General features: G+C 64.6%; 23 protein-coding genes and 1 tRNA gene. 9 read left to right on the top strand and 15 right to left on the bottom strand.

Features of this window, described 5'->3' with window-relative positions; all coding sequences use genetic code 11:
- Positions 1 to 69: 69 nt before the first annotated feature.
- The 4 genes from ppk1 to ACPPVV_RS12585 form a co-directional block, all read right to left on the bottom strand.
- A complete protein-coding gene (gene ppk1, locus ACPPVV_RS12600) occupies positions 70 to 2160 on the bottom strand; it encodes a polyphosphate kinase 1 (protein WP_426700235.1) in 2091 nt (696 codons plus the stop codon).
- Positions 2161 to 2210: 50 nt separating this feature from the next.
- Complete coding sequence (gene phoR, locus ACPPVV_RS12595) at positions 2211 to 3479, bottom strand: phosphate regulon sensor histidine kinase PhoR (protein ID WP_426700234.1); 1269 nt, start codon at positions 3477 to 3479, stop codon at positions 2211 to 2213.
- Positions 3480 to 3558: 79 nt separating this feature from the next.
- A complete protein-coding gene (gene phoB / locus ACPPVV_RS12590; protein ID WP_426700233.1) occupies positions 3559 to 4248 on the bottom strand; it encodes a phosphate regulon transcriptional regulator PhoB in 690 nt (229 codons plus the stop codon).
- Between the two features lie 90 nt (positions 4249 to 4338).
- Positions 4339 to 6033, bottom strand: coding sequence for a M48 family metalloprotease (locus ACPPVV_RS12585; RefSeq protein WP_426700232.1), 1695 nt, complete (start codon positions 6031 to 6033; stop codon positions 4339 to 4341).
- A 125-nt stretch (positions 6034 to 6158) separates the two neighbouring features.
- Here ACPPVV_RS12585 and grxC point away from each other — a divergent pair, with 125 nt between their 5' ends.
- From grxC to ACPPVV_RS12565, 4 genes are all read left to right on the top strand, one after another.
- Positions 6159 to 6422, top strand: coding sequence for a glutaredoxin 3 (grxC, locus tag ACPPVV_RS12580; RefSeq protein ID WP_426700231.1), 264 nt, complete (start codon positions 6159 to 6161; stop codon positions 6420 to 6422).
- Complete coding sequence (locus ACPPVV_RS12575; protein WP_426700230.1) at positions 6419 to 6802, top strand: carboxymuconolactone decarboxylase family protein; 384 nt, start codon at positions 6419 to 6421, stop codon at positions 6800 to 6802. Before grxC ends, ACPPVV_RS12575 begins: the two co-directional genes overlap by 4 nt.
- 213 nt (positions 6803 to 7015) lie before the next feature.
- Complete coding sequence (locus ACPPVV_RS12570; RefSeq protein ID WP_426700229.1) at positions 7016 to 8029, top strand: isocitrate dehydrogenase; 1014 nt, start codon at positions 7016 to 7018, stop codon at positions 8027 to 8029.
- 113 nt (positions 8030 to 8142) lie between these two features.
- Positions 8143 to 9276, top strand: coding sequence for a helix-turn-helix domain-containing protein (locus tag ACPPVV_RS12565; protein WP_426700228.1), 1134 nt, complete (start codon positions 8143 to 8145; stop codon positions 9274 to 9276).
- On the opposite strand, the gene ACPPVV_RS12560 is transcribed toward ACPPVV_RS12565, so the two are convergent.
- The 9 genes from ACPPVV_RS12560 to ACPPVV_RS12520 form a co-directional block, all read right to left on the bottom strand.
- Positions 9266 to 10678: a serine hydrolase domain-containing protein gene (locus tag ACPPVV_RS12560; protein WP_426700227.1), complete on the bottom strand. Its 1413-nt coding sequence runs from the start codon at positions 10676 to 10678 to the stop codon at positions 9266 to 9268. The two genes, ACPPVV_RS12565 and ACPPVV_RS12560, sit on opposite strands and share 11 nt — an antisense overlap.
- A 127-nt stretch (positions 10679 to 10805) precedes the next feature.
- On the bottom strand, positions 10806 to 11126 hold the full coding sequence (locus tag ACPPVV_RS12555) for a hypothetical protein (protein ID WP_426700226.1): 321 nt from the start codon (positions 11124 to 11126) through the stop codon (positions 10806 to 10808).
- A gap of 11 nt (positions 11127 to 11137) precedes the next feature.
- Positions 11138 to 11593 carry a carboxymuconolactone decarboxylase family protein gene (locus tag ACPPVV_RS12550; protein WP_426700225.1) on the bottom strand — a complete coding sequence of 152 codons (456 nt, stop codon included), beginning with the start codon at positions 11591 to 11593 and terminating at the stop codon, positions 11138 to 11140.
- Between the two features lie 37 nt (positions 11594 to 11630).
- Positions 11631 to 12533, bottom strand: coding sequence for a sigma-70 family RNA polymerase sigma factor (locus ACPPVV_RS12545; RefSeq protein ID WP_426700224.1), 903 nt, complete (start codon positions 12531 to 12533; stop codon positions 11631 to 11633).
- Between the two features lie 58 nt (positions 12534 to 12591).
- Positions 12592 to 13548 carry an aspartyl/asparaginyl beta-hydroxylase domain-containing protein gene (locus ACPPVV_RS12540; protein WP_426700223.1) on the bottom strand — a complete coding sequence of 319 codons (957 nt, stop codon included), beginning with the start codon at positions 13546 to 13548 and terminating at the stop codon, positions 12592 to 12594.
- Between the two features lie 83 nt (positions 13549 to 13631).
- On the bottom strand, positions 13632 to 14420 hold the full coding sequence (thiD, locus tag ACPPVV_RS12535) for a bifunctional hydroxymethylpyrimidine kinase/phosphomethylpyrimidine kinase (RefSeq protein WP_426700222.1): 789 nt from the start codon (positions 14418 to 14420) through the stop codon (positions 13632 to 13634).
- Between the two features lie 92 nt (positions 14421 to 14512).
- The gene (locus tag ACPPVV_RS12530) at positions 14513 to 15895 is read right to left on the bottom strand and encodes a PhoH family protein (RefSeq protein ID WP_426700221.1); all 1383 of its coding nucleotides are present in this window, start codon (positions 15893 to 15895) and stop codon (positions 14513 to 14515) included.
- Positions 15896 to 16001: 106 nt separating this feature from the next.
- Complete coding sequence (locus ACPPVV_RS12525; protein ID WP_426703229.1) at positions 16002 to 16463, bottom strand: peroxiredoxin; 462 nt, start codon at positions 16461 to 16463, stop codon at positions 16002 to 16004.
- Positions 16464 to 16703: 240 nt separating this feature from the next.
- A complete protein-coding gene (locus tag ACPPVV_RS12520; protein WP_426700220.1) occupies positions 16704 to 17282 on the bottom strand; it encodes a glycine cleavage system protein R in 579 nt (192 codons plus the stop codon).
- Positions 17283 to 17410: 128 nt separating this feature from the next.
- On the opposite strand from ACPPVV_RS12520, the gene dapA reads away from it, so the two are divergent.
- Both dapA and ACPPVV_RS12510 read left to right on the top strand, forming a co-directional pair.
- Positions 17411 to 18307: a 4-hydroxy-tetrahydrodipicolinate synthase gene (dapA, locus tag ACPPVV_RS12515; RefSeq protein ID WP_426700219.1), complete on the top strand. Its 897-nt coding sequence runs from the start codon at positions 17411 to 17413 to the stop codon at positions 18305 to 18307.
- A gap of 33 nt (positions 18308 to 18340) precedes the next feature.
- Positions 18341 to 18931: a hypothetical protein gene (locus tag ACPPVV_RS12510; RefSeq protein ID WP_426700218.1), complete on the top strand. Its 591-nt coding sequence runs from the start codon at positions 18341 to 18343 to the stop codon at positions 18929 to 18931.
- Positions 18932 to 19000: 69 nt separating this feature from the next.
- Here the strand turns inward: ACPPVV_RS12510 and fdxA are convergent, their stop codons facing one another.
- Complete coding sequence (gene fdxA, locus ACPPVV_RS12505; RefSeq protein WP_426700217.1) at positions 19001 to 19324, bottom strand: ferredoxin FdxA; 324 nt, start codon at positions 19322 to 19324, stop codon at positions 19001 to 19003.
- A 148-nt stretch (positions 19325 to 19472) separates the two neighbouring features.
- Positions 19473 to 19548: transfer RNA gene (locus ACPPVV_RS12500), tRNA-Glu, on the bottom strand.
- Positions 19549 to 19738: 190 nt separating this feature from the next.
- Here ACPPVV_RS12500 and pcnB point away from each other — a divergent pair.
- From pcnB to panB, 3 genes are read left to right on the top strand one after another with little or no spacing between them, the layout of a single operon-like run.
- The gene (gene pcnB / locus ACPPVV_RS12495; protein WP_426700216.1) at positions 19739 to 21091 is read left to right on the top strand and encodes a polynucleotide adenylyltransferase PcnB; all 1353 of its coding nucleotides are present in this window, start codon (positions 19739 to 19741) and stop codon (positions 21089 to 21091) included.
- The gene (gene folK, locus ACPPVV_RS12490; protein WP_426700215.1) at positions 21088 to 21567 is read left to right on the top strand and encodes a 2-amino-4-hydroxy-6-hydroxymethyldihydropteridine diphosphokinase; all 480 of its coding nucleotides are present in this window, start codon (positions 21088 to 21090) and stop codon (positions 21565 to 21567) included. Before pcnB ends, folK begins: the two co-directional genes overlap by 4 nt.
- Positions 21568 to 21621: 54 nt before the next feature.
- Entirely contained in the window at positions 21622 to 22452 is an 831-nt protein-coding gene (gene panB, locus ACPPVV_RS12485; RefSeq protein WP_426700214.1) for a 3-methyl-2-oxobutanoate hydroxymethyltransferase, read from the top strand.
- Positions 22453 to 22461 lie beyond the last annotated feature (9 nt).

Here is a 22461-nt window from a genome sequence, read left to right as displayed (position 1 = left end):
CGGTAAAGCGCGGATTTTCGCATGCACGCGTGAACCTGAAATGGACAAGACGATGGCTCATGCGATGGCTCACTGGCAGTACCGCTCGAGCAGGCCCTGCTGCGCGCTGTAGGGCGAATGGTCGCCGGGCTCGGCGCGTACATAGCGACCGTCGCCATCGAGCAGCCACGCCTGGGTGTTGTCGGCCAGCCCATTGGCCAGGGTTTCCTCGAACACCCGAGCGGCCAGTTCGGGATCGAGGATCGGGAAAGCCACTTCGATCCGCCGCATCAGGTTGCGCTCCATCCAGTCGGCACTGGCGCAGTAGATCTCGGCGTCGCCGTCGTTGGCGAACCAGTAAACCCGGCTGTGTTCGAGGAAGCGGCCAATGATCGAGCGTACGCGAATCCGCTCGGAGATGCCGGGCAGACCGGGGCGCAGGGTGCAGGCGCCGCGCACGATCAGGTCGATTTCCACGCCGGCTTGCGAGGCGCGATACAGCGCCTCGATCACGCGTGCCTCGTTCAACGCGTTGAGTTTGGCGACGATGCGCGCGGGACGGCCAGCCAGCGCATGCGAGGTCTCTCGCTCGATCTTCGCCAACACGCAGGGATACAGCGTGAACGGCGAATGCAGCAGCCGCTTCAGCTCGATCATCGGGCCCAGCCCCGATAATTGCTGGAACACCTTGTGCAGATCCTCGCCGATCTCGGGATTGGCCGTCATCAGGCCGATGTCGGTGTACATCCGGCTGTTGGCCTGGTGGTAGTTGCCGGTGGACAGGTGCACGTAGCGGCGCAGCGTCTGGCCTTCGCGTCGCACGATCAGCATCATCTTGGCGTGCGTCTTGTAGCCGACCACGCCGTAGACCACCTGCACGCCGGCCTCTTGCAGCCGCGTCGCCAGCCGGATGTTGGCCTCTTCGTCGAAACGCGCGCGCAGCTCGATCACCACGGTGACATCCTTGCCGTGGCGCGCCGCTTCCACCAGCAGGTCGACCAGCGGTGTGTCCTCGCCGGCGCGGTACAGGGTCTGCTTGATCGCCAGCACCTGCGGATCGGCGGTGGCCTGGCGCAACAGGTCGATCACTGCGGCGAAACTCTGGTACGGGTGGTGCAGCAATACATCGCGCTGGCTGATCAGGTCGAATTTGTTGCGACCGCTTTCCAGCGCCGGGGGCAGTTGCGGATTGAAGCGCGGAAATTTCAGCTCCGGCCGATCCAGCCAGTCGTAGATCAGTCCGGCACGAATGATGTTGACCGGACCGTCGCAGCGGTACACATCGGTTTCTTCCAGCTTGAAGTTTTCGATCAGCATCGCGGTGATCGCCTTCGGGCAATCGTTGGCGATCTCCAGCCGCACCGGGCGCGCATAGCCGCGGCCGACCAGTTCCTCGCTGAGGGCGAGCGCGAGGTTCTCCACCTCGGCCTCCTCGACGATCAGTTCGCTGTTGCGGGTGACGCGGAACTGGTATGAGCCGACCACCTTGAGGCCGGGAAACATCAGGTCCACGAATGCCTGCAGCAGCTCGGCCAGAAACACGAAATGCTCGCCCGTGCCGCTGACCTCCGCCGGCACGCGAATGATCCGTGGCAGCGAGCGCGGCGCTCGCACGAGGGCCATGTGGCCTTCGTGCCCGAACGCGTCGCGGCCCTTCAGCACCACCGCGATATTCAATGTCTTGTTGAGGATGCGCGGAAACGGATGCGCCGGGTCCAATCCCAGCGGCGACAGCACCGGCAGCACTTCGTGCTCGAAATAGCCCTGCAACCAGCGCCGCTGGCGCGCAGTCCAGTGCTTGCGCGTGAGGAAGTGGATCTGCTCGGCATCGAGTTGCGGGCTGATCTGTTCCTGCCACGCCGCGTATTGCTCGGCAACCAGATCCAGCACGCGGTTGCGGATGCGTGCCAGCAACTCGCCGGAAGGCACGCCGTCCGGTCCCGGCGCGGCCGAGCCGTAGGCGTGGTGATGCTTGAGCATCGCCACCCGCACCTCGAAGAATTCGTCGAGGTTGTTGGCCACGATGCTCAGGTAACGCAACCGCTCCAGCAACGGGACGGCAGCGTCACGGGCCATCGCCAGCACGCGGAAATTGAATTCCAGCGCGGCCAGTTCGCGGCTCAGATACAGCCCGGGCGCCGTCAGGTCGGTAGTGCTGGAAGACGTGGAAGGTGGCTGCATGCCTCATTCTGCCGCATGGCGCGGATCAATACACGCCGCGCCGTCACACCTCACATTTCGTCGCTGCCGCCGGCAACCAGCAGTCGCGCGGCACCGAAATGACAGGAGAAAGTGGAACCCGCGCCTGGCGTGCTTTCGACCTGCAACTGCGCCTGGTGCAGGTTCAGCACATGCTTGACGATCGACAAGCCCAGCCCGGTGCCGCCGCTATCGCGCGAACGGCTGGAGGACACGCGGTAGAAGCGTTCGGTGAGGCGGGCCAGGTGCGAGGCTGGAATGCCGAAGCCGGTGTCGATGACCGAATACACCGCGCCATCGCCTTCGCGTTGCCAGCGGATGGTGATGCTGCCGCCGGCCGGGGTGTAGCGCACCGCGTTGCTGGCCAGGTTGGACAATGCGCTGTGCAGGTCCTTCGGCGAACCGAGCAGATCCGCCTCGGCGGTGGACTCCAGGGTGATGCGATGGCGGCCCTGGCTGAGCGCTTCGGCCTCCTTGCGTACGGTGGACAGCAGGCCGGACATCGGCACGCGTTCGTCGACGACCTCGTGCTGCGTCTCTAGCCGGGACAGGGTGAGCAGGTCCTCGACGATCTGGCCCATCCGCTTCGACTGCGCGCGCATTTCGCCCAGCACCGGCGCCAATTCGGGTACGTCGTCGGCGTCGATCAGTTCGAGATAGCCATGGATCACCGTCAGTGGCGTGCGCAGTTCGTGCGAGACGTTGGAGACGAAATCGCGGCGGATCTGTTCGAGCCGGTTCAGATGGCTGATGTCGCGCGCCAGCAGAAGCTGCTCGTGATCGCCGAACGGCAGCAGACTGACGCTGAGCTGGCTCTCTGCCTGTCCGGGGGCGACGACGTCGTTGAGGGACTCGCGTGCGCCATCGCGCAACCAGTCGGCCAGTTCGGAACCGGCGAGGCGCTGCTGCAGCAGCACGCCGCGGTCATGCGGTCGGCGCAGGCCGAGCAGGTCTTCGGCGGCGTGATTGAACCAGCGGATCTGTTGCTGCCGGTCGATCAGTACGACTGCATCCGGCAGCTGGCTGGCGGCATTGCGCACGTCGCGAAGATTGGAGGCGATACGGCGGGAGCGCGTCATGAAACGGTCATGCTGGAGAGGGTCGCTGGCAACCGGGGCCGTCATCATGAGCCGTGTTTGATGACGGTTCCGGGTCAGCAGCAAGACGACTTCGGCCACGGCGACCAGGGCGATTCCCGCCGCCACATGCCGGTTGGCCAGCCAACCCAGCAGCGCGCCGGCAAGCAGCGCGGCCGCAAGCGCGGCGGGGAGTTTCCAGGAAGGTGCTGCGGGCTGGATCATTCAGGCAGGCATCGAAGCGGCGGGGCGGCAAGCCCAGCATCGGCAAAAGCCGGGGTTGCCGCAAGTTCGCTGGCCGGAATCAGATGCTGGCGGAGAAACGGTAGCCGGTGCCGCGCACAGTCTGCACCAGCTCGTCCAGCTTCCACGGCTCCAGCGTCTTGCGCAGGCGGCGGATATGTACGTCGACCGTGCGTTCCTCCACGTAGACGCTGCCGCCCCACACGTGGTCAAGCAGCTGCGTGCGTGAATAGACGCGTTCGGGGTGGGTCATGAAGAAGTACAGCAGGCGATATTCGGTCGGCCCGATCGCCACCGGGTCGTCGCCGGCGAACACCCGGTGCGCCGGGCCGTCGATGCGCAGGCCACCCATTTCCACCACGCCAGAACCGTCGTCGCCCTGGCTGCGCCGCAGCACGGCCTTGATCCGCGCCACCAGCTCGCGGGTGGAAAACGGTTTGACCACGTAGTCGTCGACACCGGCTTCGAGCCCGTTCACGCGGTCCATTTCTTCGCCGCGGGCGGTGAGCATGATGATCGGGATTTCGTGGCTCAGCTCCTCCTTGCGCAGGCGGCGGGCCAGATCCAGCCCGCTGGTTCCGGGCAGCATCCAGTCGAGCAGGATCAGGTCGGGCACCTGTTCGGCGATCGCCAGCTGGGCAGCCCGGGCATCGGCCGCCTGCATCGCGTCCATGCCCGCCTTGCGCAGGGCAAAAGCGATCATCTCGCGAATCGAGGTTTCGTCTTCAACGATCAGAATGCGTTTGTGCACGCCTTGGGTCCGCCAGTGGCTTGTGACGGGGATATTGCAACGCATGAATGTTACGCGTCGATGACAAGGACCATGTGACAGAGGCCTCGATCACGGTTGTGTGACGGCGTCCGGCGCGGCGCCCAGACCGAAGCACCAGCGGCCGCCGCAGTCGCCGCTCGACTGCCACTGTTGCCGGCCGTCCGGATTGTCCTCGGTCTGGATCTTGCGTTTGTGCAGCTCCAGTACCAGCGGCGTCAGTTCGGTGATGCGCGCCTGTATGCGTACCCGCGCGTAGTAGTCCAGATCGTCGCGCTTGAGCAGTCGCTTCAATTGTTCCATCGCATCGAACGGACGGCCGGAGTAATAGCTGGCGTCGGCAAACGCTTCACCGGCACGCACGCTGTCGCCAGCCTTGTCGCTCGCGCGGGCGTAGGTGCTGTAGATATCCGGTTCGCTGGCGTCGTCCAGCAGCGGTCGCAACAGGTTGGCGGCGACGTGGGCCTGATCCTTGCCGCCCTTGTTGGTGAGCGCCTTGGCGTAGGCGAGTGCTACTGCCCGGTTGCGCGGGGATTGGGTGTTGAGCGCGCTGTAGATGGCCAGCGCGTCGGCCTGTTGACCGGCTTGCAGCTGCGCATCGGCCAGCGCCAGCTTCAGGATCAGATTTTCCGGCGACGATCGCAGCAACGGCTGCAGTTGCTCGATCGCCTGCGCGCCACGGCCGCTGCGGGTCAGTGCCAGTGCATAGCCGTACCGGTTGGCGGGTGTGTCGAAACCGTGCCGGGTCTGCAGGTTGGAGTTGTAATAAGTAGCCAGCTTGGGTGCATCGCCAGCGAGCACGCGTACGCGTTCACGCATGAGTGCATAGGTGCCCAGGCTCCCGCCCCTTGGCGTGGCGACAAGGGTGCTGGGATCCTTCACGAAGGCGATCGGCGCGGTGCTTTTCTCCCATTGCAGCCGATCCATCGCGGTGCCGGACGGACGCAGTTTCTGCGCAGCGACCAAGGCGCTGGCGCGTGCCTTGGCATCGCTGATGCGCATGGTCGTGACCGGGTGGGTCTGCAACAAGGCCGGGACGTCCTCTCCACCGGCGCCGGCACTCATGGCGTCTTCCATGCGCTGGAAGAAGTTCGCCATCGCGTTCGGGTCGAAGCCTGCGTTGGCCAGTGTCTGGATGCCGACGCGATCGGCTTCGATCTCGTCCTTGCGGGTGAAATTGATCGATTTCTGTGCCAGCAGGCCCTGGCCACCGGCCAGTACGGCCATCGGCGCGTCGCCGCCATGGCCGCCGGCTCCCGCGGCGATGGCGCCCAACAGAACCAGCGCCAACAGTGGCGCGTCCTTCTTCGAGTCCTCGAAGGCGCGCTGCAAGTGGTTTTGCGTGATGTGGCCGATCTCGTGCGCGATCACACCGGCCAGTTCGCTTTCATTCTGGGTGATCGCGATCAGCCCGGAATTCACCGCGATATAGCCACCGGGTGCGGCGAAGGCATTGATCTCGGGATCCTTCACGACGAAGAACGCAAAGTGATCCTTCGGCTTGTCGCTGCTGGCGGCCAGCCGGTAGCCGAGGTCGTTGATGTAGTCGTCCAGCAACGGGTCGTCCACCACCATGTCCAGCGCGCGCATCTGGCGCAGCATCGAGGCGCCGTAATCCTGCGCCTCCTGCGGCGAGATCAGGGCGTTCGCCGAGCTGCCAAGGTCGGGCAGCCGGACATCCTGTTGCGCGCCCGCGGCAAAGGCCAGACCTGCGCCGATCAGCGCTGTCAGCAGGCGTGGGGCAAATCGTCGTGGTGCGCTGCTCATAAGGTGAGAGACAATAGCACCGTGGCGGTGGTTCGCCGCCCGGCCTGCGGCGAAACCGCTGCTTGAGCTGGTGGCGTCGCGGCCCCATTTGATGGTGGTCTTTCCCCAAGTTGCGGAGCGTTGTGATGTCCAAGATCGAGGTCTATTCCACGGCAGTGTGCCCGTACTGCGTGGCGGCCAAGAACCTGCTCAAGTCCAAGGGACTGGAGTGGAGCGAAGTGCGTATCGACACCGACCCGGTGCAGCGTGACGCCATGCTGGCCCGCAGCGGCGGTCGCCGCACGGTGCCGCAGATCTTCATCAACGACCAGCTTGTGGGCGGTTTCGACGATCTGGTCGCGGCCGATCGCAGCGGCAAGCTGGCCGAACTGCTGGAGCAGGGCGCATGAGCGACAAGCTTGCCGAATTCACTGCGTTCCGCCAGCGCATGAACGAACGCATCCTGGCCGAGGACAACCAGGTCGTGCGGCGCTTCTTTGCGCTGGACACGCAGACCTACAAGGCCGGCGCCCTGGATGTGAAGACCAAGGAGATGCTTGGCCTGGTCGCCTCGATGGTGCTGCGCTGCGACGACTGCATCAGCTATCACGTGGCCCAGTGCAAGGAGGCGGGTGTACAGCGTGACGAATTCTTCGAAGTGTTCAGCGTGGGGCTGGTGGTGGGCGGATCGATCGTGATTCCGCACTTGCGCCGAGCGGTGGATCTGCTCGACCAGCTTGAATCTGGCGTCGACGGTACCGACGCAACGGCCTGCGCCGATCACGCCTGAACAGACAGGTTGCGGCGACGAAGCCGCTGACATTCGCCCACAACGTCGGCTGTCTGCGGCTTTTTGCAACGCTGCGTGCGAGTATTTCCAACGCCTTGCGCGCCTCCCGCACTGTTCGCACCGCACTCTATCGGCGATAATTGACCGGTTTCGACACCTGCCCGTTCCCCCTCTGCAGGTGCCGCTCGTCAGTTCCGTTCAAGGAGTTTCCCCATGAGCAAGACAATAGCCGTGATCCCGGGCGATGGCATCGGCCCGGAGATCATGAGTGCCACGCTGCGCGTACTCGATGCGCTTGATTGCGGCCTCAGCTATGAAATGGTCGACGCCGGCATGGTCGCGCTGGAAAAACATGGCGAGCTGTTGCCGCAGGCCACGCTGGACAAGATCGCCGAACACAAGGTGGCACTGAAGGGCCCGCTGACCACGCCGATCGGCGATGGCTTCACCTCGGTCAACGTAACGCTGCGTCGGCACTTCGATTTGTACGCGAACGTGCGTCCGGCGGTGAGCTTCCCGGGCACCAAGTCGCGCTACGAGAACATCGACATCATCACCGTGCGCGAGAACACCGAAGGTGCCTACCGCTCCGAGGGTCAGACCCTGTCGGCCGACGGCGAGATCGCCGAGTCGGTTGCGCGCAACACGCGCAAGGGCAGCAGCCGGATCGTGCGCTACGCGTTCGAGCTGGCGGTGAAGAAGGGCCGCAAGAAAGTCACCGCCGTGCACAAGGCGAATATCCTCAAGACCAGCTCGGGCCTGTTCCTCAACGTGGCGCGCGAGATTGCCAAGGAATACCCGCAGATCGAATTCAACGAGATGATCGTGGACAACACCTGCATGCAGCTGGTGATGAAGCCCGAGCAGTTCGACGTGATCGTCACCACCAATCTTTTCGGCGACATCCTGTCCGATTTGTGCGCCGGCCTGGTCGGCGGACTGGGTCTGGCACCGGGCGACAATATCGGTACCACGGCGGCGATCTTCGAGGCCGTGCATGGCTCGGCACCGGACATCGCCGGCAAGGGCATCGCCAATCCATGCGCAGTGTTGCTGGCTGCCGCCGACATGCTCGATTACCTGGACATGATGGCCAAGGGTGACCAGCTGCGCCAGGCGATCCGCACCACCATGACCGACGACCGTGCCAGCGTAACGCCGGATATCGGTGGCAAAGGCACGACCGACAGCTTCGCCGATGCGATCGTGCGCCACCTGGCTGCCTGAGTCCGGTTGGTGTCGCCATGAAAAGCCGCGGTCCTGCCGCGGCTTTTTCATTGGATCCAAGGGGGCTGAACCGTTAGGATTTTCCATCACGTTGTCGCTTGATGAGTCCCTCGATGCCAGAAGCCAGCAGTAACCACGCCTACGCGATCTGGGTCTTTGTGTATATCGCCGCGGCGCTGCAGGCCGCGCTGCTGGCACTGGCGCTGTGGCGGCGGTCGGTCAATCCCGAGGCGAACCGCGTGCTGGCGGTGTGGGTGGCGCTGACTGGCCTGGACCTGGCGGTCAAGGCGGTGTACTGGGATACGCTGCTGCCGGAATGGTTCAGGGCCTATCGCTTCGTGGCGCTGTTCCCGTTTCTCTACGGCAGCCTGTTCTTCATCTATGTCCGTGCGCTGGTCGATGCGCGCAGGTTCCGTTTGCGCGACGGCATCCACCTGCTCGGTTTCGGCGTGATGCTGGTATTGAACGCGCACGTCCTGCTGATGAACGACGCGCAGATGCAGTCGTTGTCTTCGCGCTGGGTGGCCGGCGAAAAAACCATCGGCTCGTGGTTCGACGTTCCGCTGTTCGCCTACAGTCTGTCCTACGTGGCGGCGGCACTGGTGCGTGTGCACCGCTATCGCCGTCACCTGCGTGAGCGTCGATCGGATGCCGACCGCATGTCGTTGCGCTGGGTCGACGTCATGGCCGGCTGCCAGGTCGTCATCTGGATCATCGCGATGATGCAATGGCTGGCGACGCTGCCCGGCATTGACTATCGCCTGCTGTTCGGTGCCATCGCCGCCTGGGTGTGCGTGGTCGGCTGGTTCAGCCTGAATCAGCCGCCGGTGGTGAACGAACCGGAGGTGCCTGATGCAAATGGAGCAAGTGAAGCGTCGGCCGATATCGACGATGCGCGCTTTCCCGCGGTGGAGGCGCGCCTGTCGCAGCTGATGCAGGGCGAGGAAGCGCTATATCGCGAACCGGCGCTCACCATCGGCCAGACGGCGAAGCGCAGCGGCTATCCCGAATACCTGGTGTCGACGGTAATCAACCGGCGCTTCGGCGGCACCTTCTGGGACTACATCAACCGCCTGCGTGTCGAGGCGGTGCGCGCGCATCTTGCCGACCCTGCGGACGCGCGCACCATCCTCGACATCGCCTACGACTGCGGCTTCACTTCGAAGTCCACGTTCAATGCGGCTTTCAAACGGCAGGTCGGCGAAACCCCGAGCAGCTATCGGAAATCGGCAAACCTCACCTCGTAGCTGCGGCGACGGCGGGCCGATCCCTTGGCTGGTGGTGCAGGGCATCGATGATCGCGACAATCATGTCCTCCGTGCCGGTGCCGTAGTCGAGCGAGATGCCCATGCGCACCACCACCAGATGTTCGGAAGGCACGATCACCACGTATTGCCCGAACGCGCCGCGGGCGTAGTACATGTCCTTCGGCAGCCGTGGCATCCCCCAGGGCGCATCCCACACCGGTACGCTGCCCTCACTCACGAGGTTGGTCCAGAAGCCGGCGCCATAGCCGGTCTTCAGCGTCTGCGAGTGGCTGTAGGCGACCCAGCCTTCGGGCAGGATGCGCCGACCGTCGACCACACCATCGTCGAGATAGAGCTGGCCGAAGCGGGCGAAGTCGCGGGCCGAGGCGTAGACGTTGCTGGCACCGACGGGTGTACCGGTGGCGTCGGTCTCGATGACCGTGTCGCGCATGCCCAGCGGCCCGAACAGTTCGCGACGCGCGAAGCGTTCGGCATCCACCGCGTTGCCGCCGGCCGCATCGCGGACCACCCGACCAAGCAGCAGATAGCTGAAGTTGCTGTAGCCCCAGACGGTGCCTGGCGGATGGGCGAGCGGCATCGCCGCCGCATAGCCGGCCATGTCCGATTCCAGGAACAGCATGTGCGCCATCGGGCTGAGCGCGCCGGCGGTTTCGTCGAACGGCAGGCCGCTGTCCATGCGCAGCAACTGGTCGAGGGTGACGGCGTGGTGCGGATCCGACGGTGAACGCCAGGCGGCGATCGGCGCGGGCTGGTCCAGCTGCAATTTGCCTTGGCGAACCAGGATGCCGATCAGCGCGTTGACCACCGATTTGGTCAGCGAGTGGGCGTAGATCGGCGTGTCCGGTCCGTAGCCCGGCGCGTAGCGCTCGGCGATCAGCTTGCCGTCGTGCAGCACCACCACGGCCTTGGTCAGGCGCGGGTGCGCGGGGTCGGGTTCGGCGAACGCCTGGTCGAGCGCCTTGCGGATGGCCCGGTCGGTTGCCTCGACCACTTGCGTCTGTGCAAAGCCGCCGGCGATGACATCCGGCTGGAAGCCGGCGGCCTCGGGCACCGGGCCATCCCCGTGCGCGAGCAGGCAGCCCAGGCCGTCGCGGAACACGGCGCGTGCGGCAAAACCGCCCAGGAACGTGGTGCGCACTTCGCGCCGGCGACGGTCCACGTCGTAATGGATCGCGCGGCCGACGGCGCCCATGAGCGGCAACTGTTCTTCCCCGAACGTGCGGTCCGGATCGATCCGGGCGAGGAACGCACTCGCACACAGCGAATGACTGGCCGAGTTCGTGGCGGTGCGGATGAGGTCGTTGCCAACGAGGCCGATCCAGGCCGCGGTAGCGATGACGAGGACGAGCAGGGCGAGCAGAGAGATTTTCAGAAAGCGCATGGTGGTCCGCCTGATCCGGGTTTGTCGGGGCGGCCAGCATCGGCGAAGTGGCGTCGGGCATCGTCCGATCCGGCGGAATCGTACGGCGGCGAAGGGCGGCGCAGGTGCGATCCGCCGGGATCGGACGTCAATGCATGTCGCAACGACCGCCGCCGCAACCACCGAACTCGCGTTCGATGCGGCGGCGAACGGCAGGAATCCGCAGGGCGGGCAGCAGTGGCCAGTAGGCCGGTATTTGTCGGCACAGCAGGGCGAATCCGGCAGCGCCGCGCAAGGTCGTGCCGCTGCGCAGGTCCTGCACCACGACCTCGCCCGGGCGTAAGGTACCCACGGGCGAGACGCCCGTGGAATCCTCGAAACGGCCCAGCCAGTCCAGCCGACGATGCCATCGCGCAAAGCGTGCACACTTCGCGCAGTCCGGGTGGCGATAAAGCCTGATCGAGGCCATGGCCTGGAGCGTCAGTGTTTCGGCGGCTTGTAGCTGCCTACATCCGCCTTCGACGGGATGGCGATGCGATTCCAGCTGTTGATCAGGATGATCGCCATGTTGAGGTCGATCAGCTGCTCTTCGCTGAACTCGGCGCGTGCCTGTTCGTAGACCTCGTCCGGCACACCATGGATCGGGTCGAGCCGGGTCACCGCCTCGCCCCAGGCCAGCGCGGCACGCTCGCGAGCGCTGTAGAACGGCGCCTCGCGCCAGGCCTGCAATACGTACAACCGTTGCTCGGTTTCGCCGGCCGCGCGGGCGTCCTTGCTGTGCATGTCCAGGCAGTAGGCGCAGCCGTTGAGCTGCGAGACGCGCATCAGCACCAGTTCGATAAGGCTTTGTTCGAGGTCGGAATTCTTGACGTATTCGGCCAGGGCGAATAGTGGCTTCACGGCGTCGAGGCGTTTGTTGACGTTGAAACGGGGCATGGGGTTCTCCTTGTACGGTGCGGCCAGGATGGGCCGTTCAGTGCAAGGACGTGGGCGTCGTCGATTTCGTGACAGCTGCCAGCCGGGCGAGTTTGCCGGGGTGGCGCAACGCGTGCACCGCGGTGATGCGGTCGCCGTCGTCGTCGATCCAGCTGGCCGAGATCAGCGTGTCGCCATGCCAGCTGAGCAAGGCTGGGGTGCCGTTGAGCTGGCGGATCTCATGGTGCACGCCGTAGCGCTGCTGCTGCAGGCCGACCTGCATATACAGCCGGGCCAGCCGCTCGGCTCCGTGCAGCGGATGCAGGATGGCCCGGGCCAGGCCACCGCCGTCGGAAACGCCCATGGCATCCTCGGCGAACAGCGCACGCAACGTGGGTATATCGGGCTGCTGCAGTGCCTGCGCGAAGCGTTCGAGCAAGCGGCGTTGCGTGCCGCTATCCGGCAGTGGCTGGCGCGGCCGGTCTTCGCGCAATCGCTGCTTGGCCCGGTGCACGCGCTGGCGGCAGGCATCCTCGCTGATGTCGAGCATGGCGGCCGTCTCGGCGTGGCTATAGTCGAACACCTCGCGCAACAGAAAGGCGGCGCGTTCCTCGGCGCTCAGCCGCTCCAGCAGCAACAGGAAGGTGAGCGTCAGGCTTTCGGCGCGTTCCAGCTGTGCCTCGGGTTGATCGGCATCGACGGTCAGCGGCTCCGGCAGCCACGGCCCGGAATAGTGTGCGCGCTCGGTCTTGGCGCGGCGCAGGCGATCAAGCGCAATGCGCGTGGTGACTGTGACCAGCCATGCCTCCGGATCGTCCAGCGCGCCGACGTCCTGCGCATGCCAGCGCAGCCATGCGTCGTGCAATACGTCCTCCGCATCGGTGGGCGTACCGAGCATGCGGTAGGCCAGGCCGAACAGACGCTGGCGGTGTTGCTGGAACAGGGCGGTTTGCGGATCCATGGGACGCTCCGGGGAAAGGACGTTACCAGGACGCACGAGTGGGGCCGAACGTGACCGCTCAGCGGAAGATCGGCCAGGGCGCCAGAAAGATCAGCCAGATCAGCAGCAGGATGCCGACGTACTTGCAGGCTTTGTAGAGTTTCTTGTTGCGGCTCTTGAACGCCACCTTGAAGCGGTGGCCGGCGCCCTTGCGACGCTGGCTGAGCGCGAACAGGCGGTTCACGAAGCCGGTTTTCTCCGCTTCGCCTTCGGTGTTGGGCGAGGCGGTGATCTTGCCCATGAACACGCCAACCCGATGATTGATCGCGTTCATCCAGCGCGTGCGCAACGGCCGCTCGATGTCGGCAAACAGGATCACCCTTGTCTGTCCGCTGGTGTTCTCGGCCCAGTGCACATAGGTTTCGTCGAATACCACGTCCTTGCCATCGCCCCAGGCGTGTTCCTCGCCATCGACGAAGATGCGGCAGCTGCGCGAGTTCGGCGTGATCAGGCCCAGGTGGTAGCGCAGCGATCCGGCGAACGGGTCGCGATGTGGATTGAGCTTGGAGCCCGGTGGCAGCAGCGCGAACATCGCTGCCTTCACACTGGGAATCGACTTCAGCAAGGCCACTGTCTGCGGGCACAGCGTCTCGGCCGAGGCCAGCGGCTCGCCGTACCACTTCAGGTAGAAACGCTTCCAGCCCTGTTTGAAGAAGCTGTTGAAACTGGCGTCGTCGTTCTTCGCGGCGGCGCGGATGTAACCCTCGTCGAACAAGTGGTTTGCCTCGTCGCGAATCACCTGCCAGTTTGCCTGCAGCAGGTCCAGCTGCGGAAAGCCGCGACGATCGAGGATGGGTTTTGCCGGCACCGCGGAGAATGCGTACATCAACAGGTTGTAAGGCGCGAAGATCGCCGAGTGATCGACCAGCTGGCGATCGAAACGCAGCCGCACGCGGCCACGCAAATGCACCAGCAACACGCACAGCGCGAAGAACGCGAACAGGGCCAGCAGGACGAGGCGGGGAGCGAGGATCATTCGACGGACACAACCATGGCAGTGCGATCAGGCTGCCATTCTACTCGTTTGCATGTGGGCAACGGTTTGCCCAGATAACCCGTTCAGTGTCGCAGGACGTGGACATCGCCGCCGCCCGGCCGATGGGCACGCTGCAGCGCCCGATGCACATACGCCACCGCGCGTCGCACCGCCGATCTTGCCGTACGGCCACGTGCCAGTTCCGCGGCGATCGCTGCGGCCAGCGTGCAGCCGGTGCCGTGACCTTCCAGTGGCAGCCGTGGGTGGCGCAGTTCCAGTACGCCACGGGCGTCGTAATAACGATCGACGACGTCGCTGCCATCGGCGTGACCGCCCTTGAGCAGCACGCCACCTGCGCCGAGTGCGAGCAACGCGGCACCGGCCTTGTCGCACTGCGCGGATGTCCGGATGCGGCAACCAAGCAGTGCCTCGGCTTCGGGCAGGTTGGGCGTGAGAATGTCCGTCAGCGGAACCAATTCACCGAGCAGCACGTCGATCGCGGCCTCGTCCAGCAGGCGTGCGCCGCTGGTGGCGATCATCACCGGGTCGACCACCAGCCACGCCGGTTTGCGCGCAGCCATTTCACGTGCGACCAGGCGGGTGATGGAGGCACTGCCGAGCATGCCGGTCTTCACCGCGGCGATCGGGAAATCGTCGAATAGTGCGGCGATCTGGCTGCGGATGTGCGCCTGTGGCACCGCATGCACGGCGCTGACCCCGCGGGTGTTCTGCGAGGTGATGGCGGTGATTGCAGTAAGCCCGTGCACCCCGAGCGCATGGAAAGTCTTCAGATCAGCCTGGATGCCCGCGCCGCCTCCCGAGTCGGAGCCGGCGATGGTGAGGGCGATCTGAGGAGGCGTCGAGGCTGGCATGCAGGTAGTTCGGCTGGATGTGGGAGCGGCTTCAGTCGCGATTCGCTCCGTCGCGGCAGAAGCCGCTCCCACAGTGTAGGCATTGTGCGTACTTACAACGTTTCCGCCGCGAAGTCCGCCAGCCGCGAACGTTCGCCACGACGCAGCGTGATGTGTGCCGAGTGCTCCCAGTTCTTGAAACGATCGACCGCATAGGTGAGGCCGGAGGTGGTCTCGGTGAGATAGGGCGTGTCGATCTGCTCGACGTTGCCGAGGCAGACGATCTTGGTGCCGGGGCCGGCCCGAGTGACCAGGGTTTTCATCTGCTTCGGGGTGAGGTTCTGCGCCTCGTCGATGATCAGGTAACGCGACAGGAAGGTACGCCCGCGCATGAAGTTGAGCGAACGGATCTTGATGCGCGAGGCGAGCAGGTCGTTGGTGGCCTGGCGACCCCAGCTACCGCCGTCCTCGGGGTTGGCCAGCACCTCGAGGTTGTCGGTCAGTGCGCCCATCCATGGCGTCATCTTTTCTTCTTCGGTACCGGGCAGGAAGCCGATGTCCTCACCGACCGAGACGGTGGCGCGGGTCATGATGATCTCGCGGTAGCGCTGCTGATCCATCACCTGCGCCAGGCCGGCGGCCAGCGCCAGCAGGGTCTTGCCGGTGCCGGCGTTGCCGAGCAGGGTGACGAAATCGACATCCGGATCCATCAGGGCGTTGAGCGCGAAATTCTGTTCGCGGTTGCGCGCGCCGATGCCCCACACGTGATGGTTGGCGTGCGAGTGATCGTCCAGCAGCACCAGGGTGGCGCTGGTTTCGTCGAGGTGAAGCACGCGCAATTCGACCGCGTTCTCGCCGGGCAGGAACAGGCATTCGTTGGGATACCAGGCGTCCTGCTCGCGGCGATCCACCTGATAGAAGGTGCGCCCGCGCTCGGTCCACGACTTTACTTCCGGGTGCTGGTCCCAGAAATCTTCCGGCAGTTCCGCAGAGCCGGTATAGAGCAGGGCGAAATCGTCGAGCGCGCGGTCGTTCTCATAGTCCTCGGCGACGAGCCCATTGATGCTCGCCTTGATCCGCAGGTTGATGTCCTTGGTGACCAGGATCACGTTGCGTTCGGGGTTCTGGTCGCGCAGTTCGATCACCGCCGCCAGGATCTGGTTGTCCGCCTTGGCGTGGCCGTTGCTGCTGGTGCGATGCTGGAAATACAGGCGGCCGACGGACGCGCCGCGCTTGAGCTTGATGCCTTGCGGATTGCTCAGCTCCAGTCCGTCGGCGAGGTCGTGCTGCTTGCCCAGCTCGATCAGTTCGTTGAGGAAGCGGCTGACCTGACGGCCGTTGCGCGAGACTTCCGAGGCGCCCTTCTTTTTTTCGTCCAGTTCCTCCAGCACGGTCATCGGGATGAAGACGTCGTGTTCCTCGAAGCGGAACAGCGATGTCGGGTCATGCAGCAGGACGTTGGTGTCGAGAGCGTAGATGCGCTTGCTTCCGGTCATGCGGAAGTGTCCTCGCTGGTGGGTGGATGAAGGGATGAAAACGCACGGCCGGTGAAGGCCACGCGTTGGCGCAGGGCACGGGGGAGAATGATGAACGGCGGCGGGGTCACTGGGCGGCGATGGCGTCGAGCACGATCTGGGCGTGGCCCGTTACTTTTACGCCGCGCCATTCGCAGGCCAGCTTTCCCTCGGGATCGATCAGAAAGGTGCTGCGCACGATTCCCATGTGGCGCTTTCCGTAAAGGACTTTTTCGTGGATCACATCAAATGCGCTGCACCAGGTTTCATCAGGGTCGGATACCAGCGGAAACGGCAGTTCCTGCTTCGCCGCAAAGTTTGCATGCGATTTCACCGAATCGCGTGACACGCCGATGACTTGCGCATGGCTTCGCCGGAAAGCCGGATAGAGGTCGCGGAAATCCTTCGCTTCGTTGGTGCAGCCCGGGGTGCTGTCCTTGGGATAGAAATACACCACGACCCACTGGCCCTTGAGGTCGGTGAGTTTCAGTTCGGTGCCATCGCCGGTGAGGCCTTTCAGCGGAGGTGGTTTCTTGCCGATATCAGGCATGAGGGATCCTGCGCGGCGGTACCACGCCACGATCGTGAATGGAAAAGGGGTTGGTGAAGTGGCCGGGAAGCGTTGCGCCGTGGCGGAGCCGACGGGACGCTTGCGTGCGTCCGGGGCAATGGGGCATGAATCGACACGCTGGTTGCAATGCAACGACCCTCCGGCAGTTCACGGGCACAGACTAGCGCGGGCGGGGCAGCAGAAAACAGTCCTTGTCAGATGACAGGGATCGCGCGATGCTCAGAACTTCACGGGGTCCATGATGGCGTCCAGATTCAGGCCGTCGCACAACTCCAGGAAGTCATCGCGCAGCGCGGCAATATGTATCTCCGCCGGGATGCCGATGGTGAACTGGGCCTGGAACATCTCCGCACCGGTCTGCATGGCCTGGTAACGCGTCGAGTTCAGTTGTTCCACGCTGATCCCGTGCTGGGTGAAGAACTCCACGATCCGCACCACGATGCCCGGCCGGTCGGCCGCCACTACCTCCACCAGATACGGCAGCAGGTGCGAGCTGTTTTCGCGCAATCCCGTGCGGTAGTGCACCAGCCGCAGACTCTCGTCGCGGGCCAGTTTGGTCAGCGCGGTTTCGAGCTTGGCCAGCGCATCCCATGCGCCACTGGCCAACAGCATCAGCGAGATTTCCGTACCTATCGTCGAGACGCGCGATTCGGACAGGTTGCAACCGGCATCGGCGACGCGTCTGGCCAGCGCCAGCAACGGCGACTTGCTCGCCGGGGTGAGCGCCTGGATCAGCAACTGGTTGTCGTTGCCTGGGCGCGCTGACACGGAAGAGGATGATCCGGAAGAAGGTTTCAAAAGGGTCTGCCTGTGGACGATGTCAGCCGCGCGGTGCGGAATCACGAGACTACTCTGTTCGAGCTTACTTGCCCGCCTCGCAAGGCGGCAAGTAACATGCGAGGCTTGCCTTGTAGCGGAATCGAGTCTTGAACATTCGCGGTAGCATCTGCGCGCTGGCTACTCCATTTACGGTCGATGGCGGACTCGATCTGGCCGCGTTCGGCCGGTTGCTCGACCATCAGCTGGCCGGTGGCACGCAGGCGTTGGTGGTGGCCGGTTCCACCGGCGAAGCGCACATGCTGGAGCACGCCGAATTCGATCGTCTGCTGGCGTTCGCGGTCAGCCACGTGGCTGGGCGAGTGCCGGTGATTGCCGGTACCGGCGAGGCGGGTACCGCCAAGACGGTGGCGATGACTCGCCGTGCCCAGGCACTGGGCGCCGATGCGGCGCTGGTGGTGGTGCCGTATTACGTGCGTCCTACACAGGATGGCCTGCGCCGGCATTTCCTCGAAGTGGCCGACCATGGCGGTCTGCCGGTGTTGCTGTACAACGTGCCGACCCGCACCGGCTGCGATCTGTTGCCGGAGACCGTGGCTGGCCTGCGCGATCATCCGGGGATCGTCGGAATCAAGGAGGCGCGCGGTGATCGCGAACGGATTTGTGCGCTGGCGGAACTTGTGCGCACGGATTTCGTCTATCTGTCCGGCGACGACGGAAGTGCTGGCGAAGCCATGCTGGCCGGCGCCGCTGGCACCATTTCAGTGGTGGCCAACCTGGTGCCGCGGGCCTTTCGTGATCTATGCGATGCGGCCACGGCAGGTGACAGGGCGGCAACCGAACGGTGTCATGCGGCGCTTGAACCCCTGGTGCAGGCGCTCGACTGCGCGCCGAACCCGATGGCGGTCAAGGCCGGGCTGCTGGCGTTGGGGCTGGGATTGGCCTTGCCCAGGCTGCCACTGGTGGAACTGAACGACGGTCCGGATCGCGCTCGATTGCACCAAGCGCTGTCCAGTCTGGCATCCTTGACGACTGCGGCCGGTTGACGGTTGCCTGACTTACTCACGGAATCTGATTACATGAAGAAAACCTCGCTCCTCCTGGCCTTGCCGGCCGTGGCTCTCAGCGGCCTGCTGCTCACCGGATGCGGCGCGTTTCGCTCGCACAAGGCGTGGGATACCGCCAAGCAGGAGTCGCCGCTCGAGATTCCGCCGAACCTCGATCGGCCTTCGACCAGTGAAGCGTTGGTGATCCCGCCGCCGGGTGCGAACCAGCCGACGGCCAATGGCGCGACGGCGAGCGTTGCCAGTGCCGCTGGCCAGATCACCGATGGTTTTGTGGTGGCCGACAACGTCGACAACACCTACCAGCGCGTGGGCAAGGTGCTGGAGGGCGGCAACCTGGGTCAGCTGGCCGGTCACGACGATGCCACGCACAGCTATACGCTGAACGTTTCCGACGCGATGGCCAAGCAGAAGAAGAGAGGTTTCTTCGGCCGCATGTTCGGTCGTCACAAGGACGTTTCCGATCGCGCCGCGGGCGGTGCGTCGCATCAGGTGCAGGTCAGCATCAACAGCAGTGGCGCGAATGCCAGCGAGGTGCGTGCCCAAGGCGATGCCGCGGCAGTGGCCAAGCTGATCGACACGTTGAAATCGAGTCTCGGAGGCTGATCCTTCGCGGCCTCGTCGCATAAAAAACGCCGCCTCAGGGGCGGCGTTTTTTTGCATGTAGCGAGAGATTCAACGTTCCAGCAGCGAAAGCTTGTCCGGCTTGCCTTCCCAGTCCTTGGCGTCGGTCGGGCTGTCCTTGCGCTCGGTGATCACTGGCCAGCCCTTGGCCAGCTCGGCATTGAGCACCACGAAGGCTTCCTGGCCTGCAGGCACGTCGTCTTCCGGATAAATCGCGTTGATCGGGCACTCCGGCTCGCACAGGGTGCAATCGATGCACTCGTCCGGATCGATCACCAGAAAATTGGGGCCTTCGTGGAAGGCGTCGACCGGGCAGACCTCAACGCAATCGGTGTATTTGCACTTGATGCAGTTGTCGATGACGACGAAAGTCATGAAAGCAATTCACCTGTAAGGTGGCGGTCGAGAGGCTCTTGTGAAGAGTGCGGCCATGGTGCCCGCTTTTGGTCTGGCCACTGGCCGGCAGATGCGGTTATCGAGACCCTTCCGGATAACGGCAATCACGAACGATGGCAAAGGCAGATGGTGCTCCCTACGAGACTCGAACTCGTGTTCCCGCCTTGAGAGGGCAGTGTCCTAGGCCACTAGACGAAGGGAGCGTTATGCTGCGAGGCGCGCTAGTATAACGGAATTGTTTCGCGCGGCAATGGCTTGGCATGCATCGGCCTGCACCTCGCGAGGCATGCTCCGCCGGTCGTGCATCATGCGTGCTGTGGAGCGGTTCGCGGTGCCGCGCATCGCGATATTCAACAACCAAGGGCGGCATCGCCCCGCAAGGATTTCGACCGCTTGAATCCCGAATCAAGGACCGACCTCACGCCCGCGCTGCGGATCATTCCGCGCGACCAGCACATCATCTCCCGCAGGAACATCAGCAAGGCCGCCTTGCGGGTGCTGTATCGCCTGAACGAAGCCGGTTACACGGCGTACCTGGTCGGCGGAGCGGTACGCGACCTGCTGTTGGGCTTGCAGCCGAAGGATTTCGACGTTGCCACCAGCGCCACTCCGGACGAGGTGAAGAAGCTGTTCCGCAATTGCCGCCTGATCGGCCGCCGCTTCCGCCTGGCCCACGTGGTGTTTGGTCCGGAGATCATCGAGGTGGCGACTTTCCGCGGCCTTGGCGAGGAGGGTGGCGAGGGTGACCGCCACATCGTCGACGGTCGCATCGTGCGCGACAACATCTGGGGCACCATCGAAGAGGACGCGATCCGCCGCGATTTCCGCGTCAACGCGATGTACTACGACATCAGCGACTTCTCCGTGCGCGACTATGTTGGCGGCATGCGCGACCTGCACGATCGCGTACTGCGGCTGATCGGCGATCCGGACGTCCGCTACCACGAGGATCCGGTGCGCATGCTGCGCGCGGCGCGTCTGGCTGCGAAGCTGGACATGCGCATCGACACGGCGGCCATGGCGCCGTTCGAATCGCTTGGTCCGCTGCTGGCCGACGCGGCGCCGGCAAGACTGTTCGACGAATCGCTGAAAATGTTCCTCAGCGGCAACGGGCTGAAAAGTTTCCGCATGCTGGAGCAATGCGGCCTGCTGAAGTTCCTGTTCCCCGCCACCGCGCGTGCGCTCAAACGCGGTGACGAGGCGCTGCGATCGCTGGTCGAACATGGCCTGGCGAACACCGATGCGCGCATTGCCGAAGGCAAGTCGGTGACTCCCGCGTTCCTGTTTGCGGTATTGCTGTGGGGCGAGGTGCGCGATGTGGCGCACCACTGGATCGCCCGCGGCCAGGACAGCAACGAGGCTTGGGCACGCGCCGCGGCCCAGGTGGTTGGCGAGCAATGCCAGCGCGTGGCGATCCCGCGCCGCTTCACCTTCACCATGGAAGAGATCTGGTCGCTCCAGCCACGGTTCGAGCAGATCCAGCGCAAGCGGGTATTCCGCCTGATGACCCATCCGCGTTTTCGCGCTGCGTTCGACTTTCTGTTGTTGCGTGCGGACGAATCGCCAGCCATGCGCGAGCTGGGTCAATGGTGGGCACATGCACAGCAATTGCCACAGGACGTGCTGGCGGCGGCGTTGCCTGCCGGCGGCGGTGCGGCCGAACCCCATGTAGCTGCACCGGTGGCGGCGCGGCCGCCGCGCCCACGAAGGCGTCGACGCAAACCGGGCAAATCGGACTCCGTGTGACGCTGGCTTACGTCGCGCTGGGCAGCAACCTCGGCGATCCGCAACAACAACTGCTCGCTGCGATGGACGCGCTGGCCAGCCTTGCCGACACCCGCTTGCTGCGGCGTTCGCGGTTATACCGCACGCCGCCATGGGGCGTGCTGGAACAGCCACCCTTCATCAATGCCGCGGTCGAGCTGGACACCGGCCTGTCGCCGCACGCCTTGCTGGACGCCTTGCTGATCATCGAGCAACGCGCCGGCCGCGTGCGTGGCGAGCGCAACGGACCGCGCGTGCTTGACCTGGATCTGCTCCACGTCGACGGCGTGCAACTCGATGATGCCCGGCTGACCCTGCCACACCCGCGCATGGCCGAACGCGCGTTCGTGCTGCTGCCGTTGCATGACATTGCGCCAACGTTGCGGCTGCCTGACCAGCATACGGTGGCCGAACGACTTGGCATGCTCGATCTTGCCGGTTGCGAAAGACTGCCTTGAACTCCTGGTGGCGTGCCGGATAATCGACGCCCACCTCCCACTCCAGGAATTGCCGTGTACGTGCAGAACGCCAGCGTCCCCGACCGCAAGCCAGTGACCGTGCCCGGCCTGCTTGCGATGAAGGCGCAGGGACAGCGCATCGTGATGCTCACCGCTTATGACGCCAGCTTCGCCTGGCAACTGGAGGCGGCCGGTGTGGATATCGCGCTGGTCGGCGATTCGCTCGGCATGGTGGTGCAGGGACATCGCAGCACGCTGCCGGTGACGCTCGATCACATGGTCTATCACACCGCTGCCGTGGCGCGTGGACTGTCGGCGACACTGCTGGTGGCGGACCTGCCGTTCATGGCCGATCGCGATGTCGCGCATACGCTGGAAGCTGGCGCGAGACTGGTCGGCGAAGCAGGCGCCGCGATGGTGAAGATCGAAGGCGGGGCACCGCATATCCTCGAAGCGATCGCTGCCTTGACTGTGCGGGCGATCCCGGTTTGTGCACATCTGGGCCTCACGCCGCAGTCGGTGCACAAGTTCGGCGGATTCCGCATCCAGGGCCGCGAGCAGGCGGCGGCGGATCGGGTGCTGGCCGATGCATTGGCCGTGCAGGCGGCGGGCGCGAACCTGCTGGTCATGGAAGGTGTGCCGGTCGAGCTTGGCCAGCGCGTGACCGCGGCGCTGAACATCCCGGTGATCGGCATCGGCGCCGGCCCGCATTGCGACGGCCAGGTGCTGGTGATCCACGACATGCTCGGCATCACGCCAGGCAAGCGACCCAAGTTCAGCAAGGATTTCCTGGCGGGGCGCGATTCTGTGGGCGCGGCGATTGCCGCCTATGCCGAGGATGTGCGCAGCGGCGCGTTCCCCGCACCCGAACATTGTTTCAACTGATCAACGAGT

This window comes from Rhodanobacter sp. Col0626 (assembly GCF_049994385.1).
GTDB lineage: Bacteria > Pseudomonadota > Gammaproteobacteria > Xanthomonadales > Rhodanobacteraceae > Rhodanobacter.
This window is presented reverse-complemented; position numbering and strand designations above follow the sequence as displayed.

Excerpts from the sequence above, each read along its gene's own strand:
- ACPPVV_RS12510 (WP_426700218.1), top strand. The coding sequence starts at position 18,341 with ATGAAGAAAACCTCGCTCCTCCTGGCCTTGCCGGCCGTGGCTCTCAGC.
- thiD (WP_426700222.1), bottom strand. The coding sequence starts at position 14,420 with ATGCCAGCCTCGACGCCTCCTCAGATCGCCCTCACCATCGCCGGCTCC.
- grxC (WP_426700231.1), top strand. The coding sequence starts at position 6,159 with ATGTCCAAGATCGAGGTCTATTCCACGGCAGTGTGCCCGTACTGCGTG.
- ACPPVV_RS12565 (WP_426700228.1), top strand. The coding sequence starts at position 8,143 with ATGCCAGAAGCCAGCAGTAACCACGCCTACGCGATCTGGGTCTTTGTG.
- phoR (WP_426700234.1), bottom strand. The coding sequence starts at position 3,479 with ATGATCCAGCCCGCAGCACCTTCCTGGAAACTCCCCGCCGCGCTTGCG.
- ACPPVV_RS12570 (WP_426700229.1), top strand. The coding sequence starts at position 7,016 with ATGAGCAAGACAATAGCCGTGATCCCGGGCGATGGCATCGGCCCGGAG.
- ACPPVV_RS12545 (WP_426700224.1), bottom strand. The coding sequence starts at position 12,533 with ATGGATCCGCAAACCGCCCTGTTCCAGCAACACCGCCAGCGTCTGTTC.
- ACPPVV_RS12560 (WP_426700227.1), bottom strand. The coding sequence starts at position 10,678 with ATGCGCTTTCTGAAAATCTCTCTGCTCGCCCTGCTCGTCCTCGTCATC.
- ACPPVV_RS12530 (WP_426700221.1), bottom strand. The coding sequence starts at position 15,895 with ATGACCGGAAGCAAGCGCATCTACGCTCTCGACACCAACGTCCTGCTG.
- ACPPVV_RS12575 (WP_426700230.1), top strand. The coding sequence starts at position 6,419 with ATGAGCGACAAGCTTGCCGAATTCACTGCGTTCCGCCAGCGCATGAAC.
- ppk1 (WP_426700235.1), bottom strand. The coding sequence starts at position 2,160 with ATGCAGCCACCTTCCACGTCTTCCAGCACTACCGACCTGACGGCGCCC.
- ACPPVV_RS12555 (WP_426700226.1), bottom strand. The coding sequence starts at position 11,126 with ATGGCCTCGATCAGGCTTTATCGCCACCCGGACTGCGCGAAGTGTGCA.
- ACPPVV_RS12550 (WP_426700225.1), bottom strand. The coding sequence starts at position 11,593 with ATGCCCCGTTTCAACGTCAACAAACGCCTCGACGCCGTGAAGCCACTA.
- ACPPVV_RS12525 (WP_426703229.1), bottom strand. The coding sequence starts at position 16,463 with ATGCCTGATATCGGCAAGAAACCACCTCCGCTGAAAGGCCTCACCGGC.
- ACPPVV_RS12540 (WP_426700223.1), bottom strand. The coding sequence starts at position 13,548 with ATGATCCTCGCTCCCCGCCTCGTCCTGCTGGCCCTGTTCGCGTTCTTC.
- ACPPVV_RS12585 (WP_426700232.1), bottom strand. The coding sequence starts at position 6,033 with ATGAGCAGCGCACCACGACGATTTGCCCCACGCCTGCTGACAGCGCTG.
- fdxA (WP_426700217.1), bottom strand. The coding sequence starts at position 19,324 with ATGACTTTCGTCGTCATCGACAACTGCATCAAGTGCAAATACACCGAT.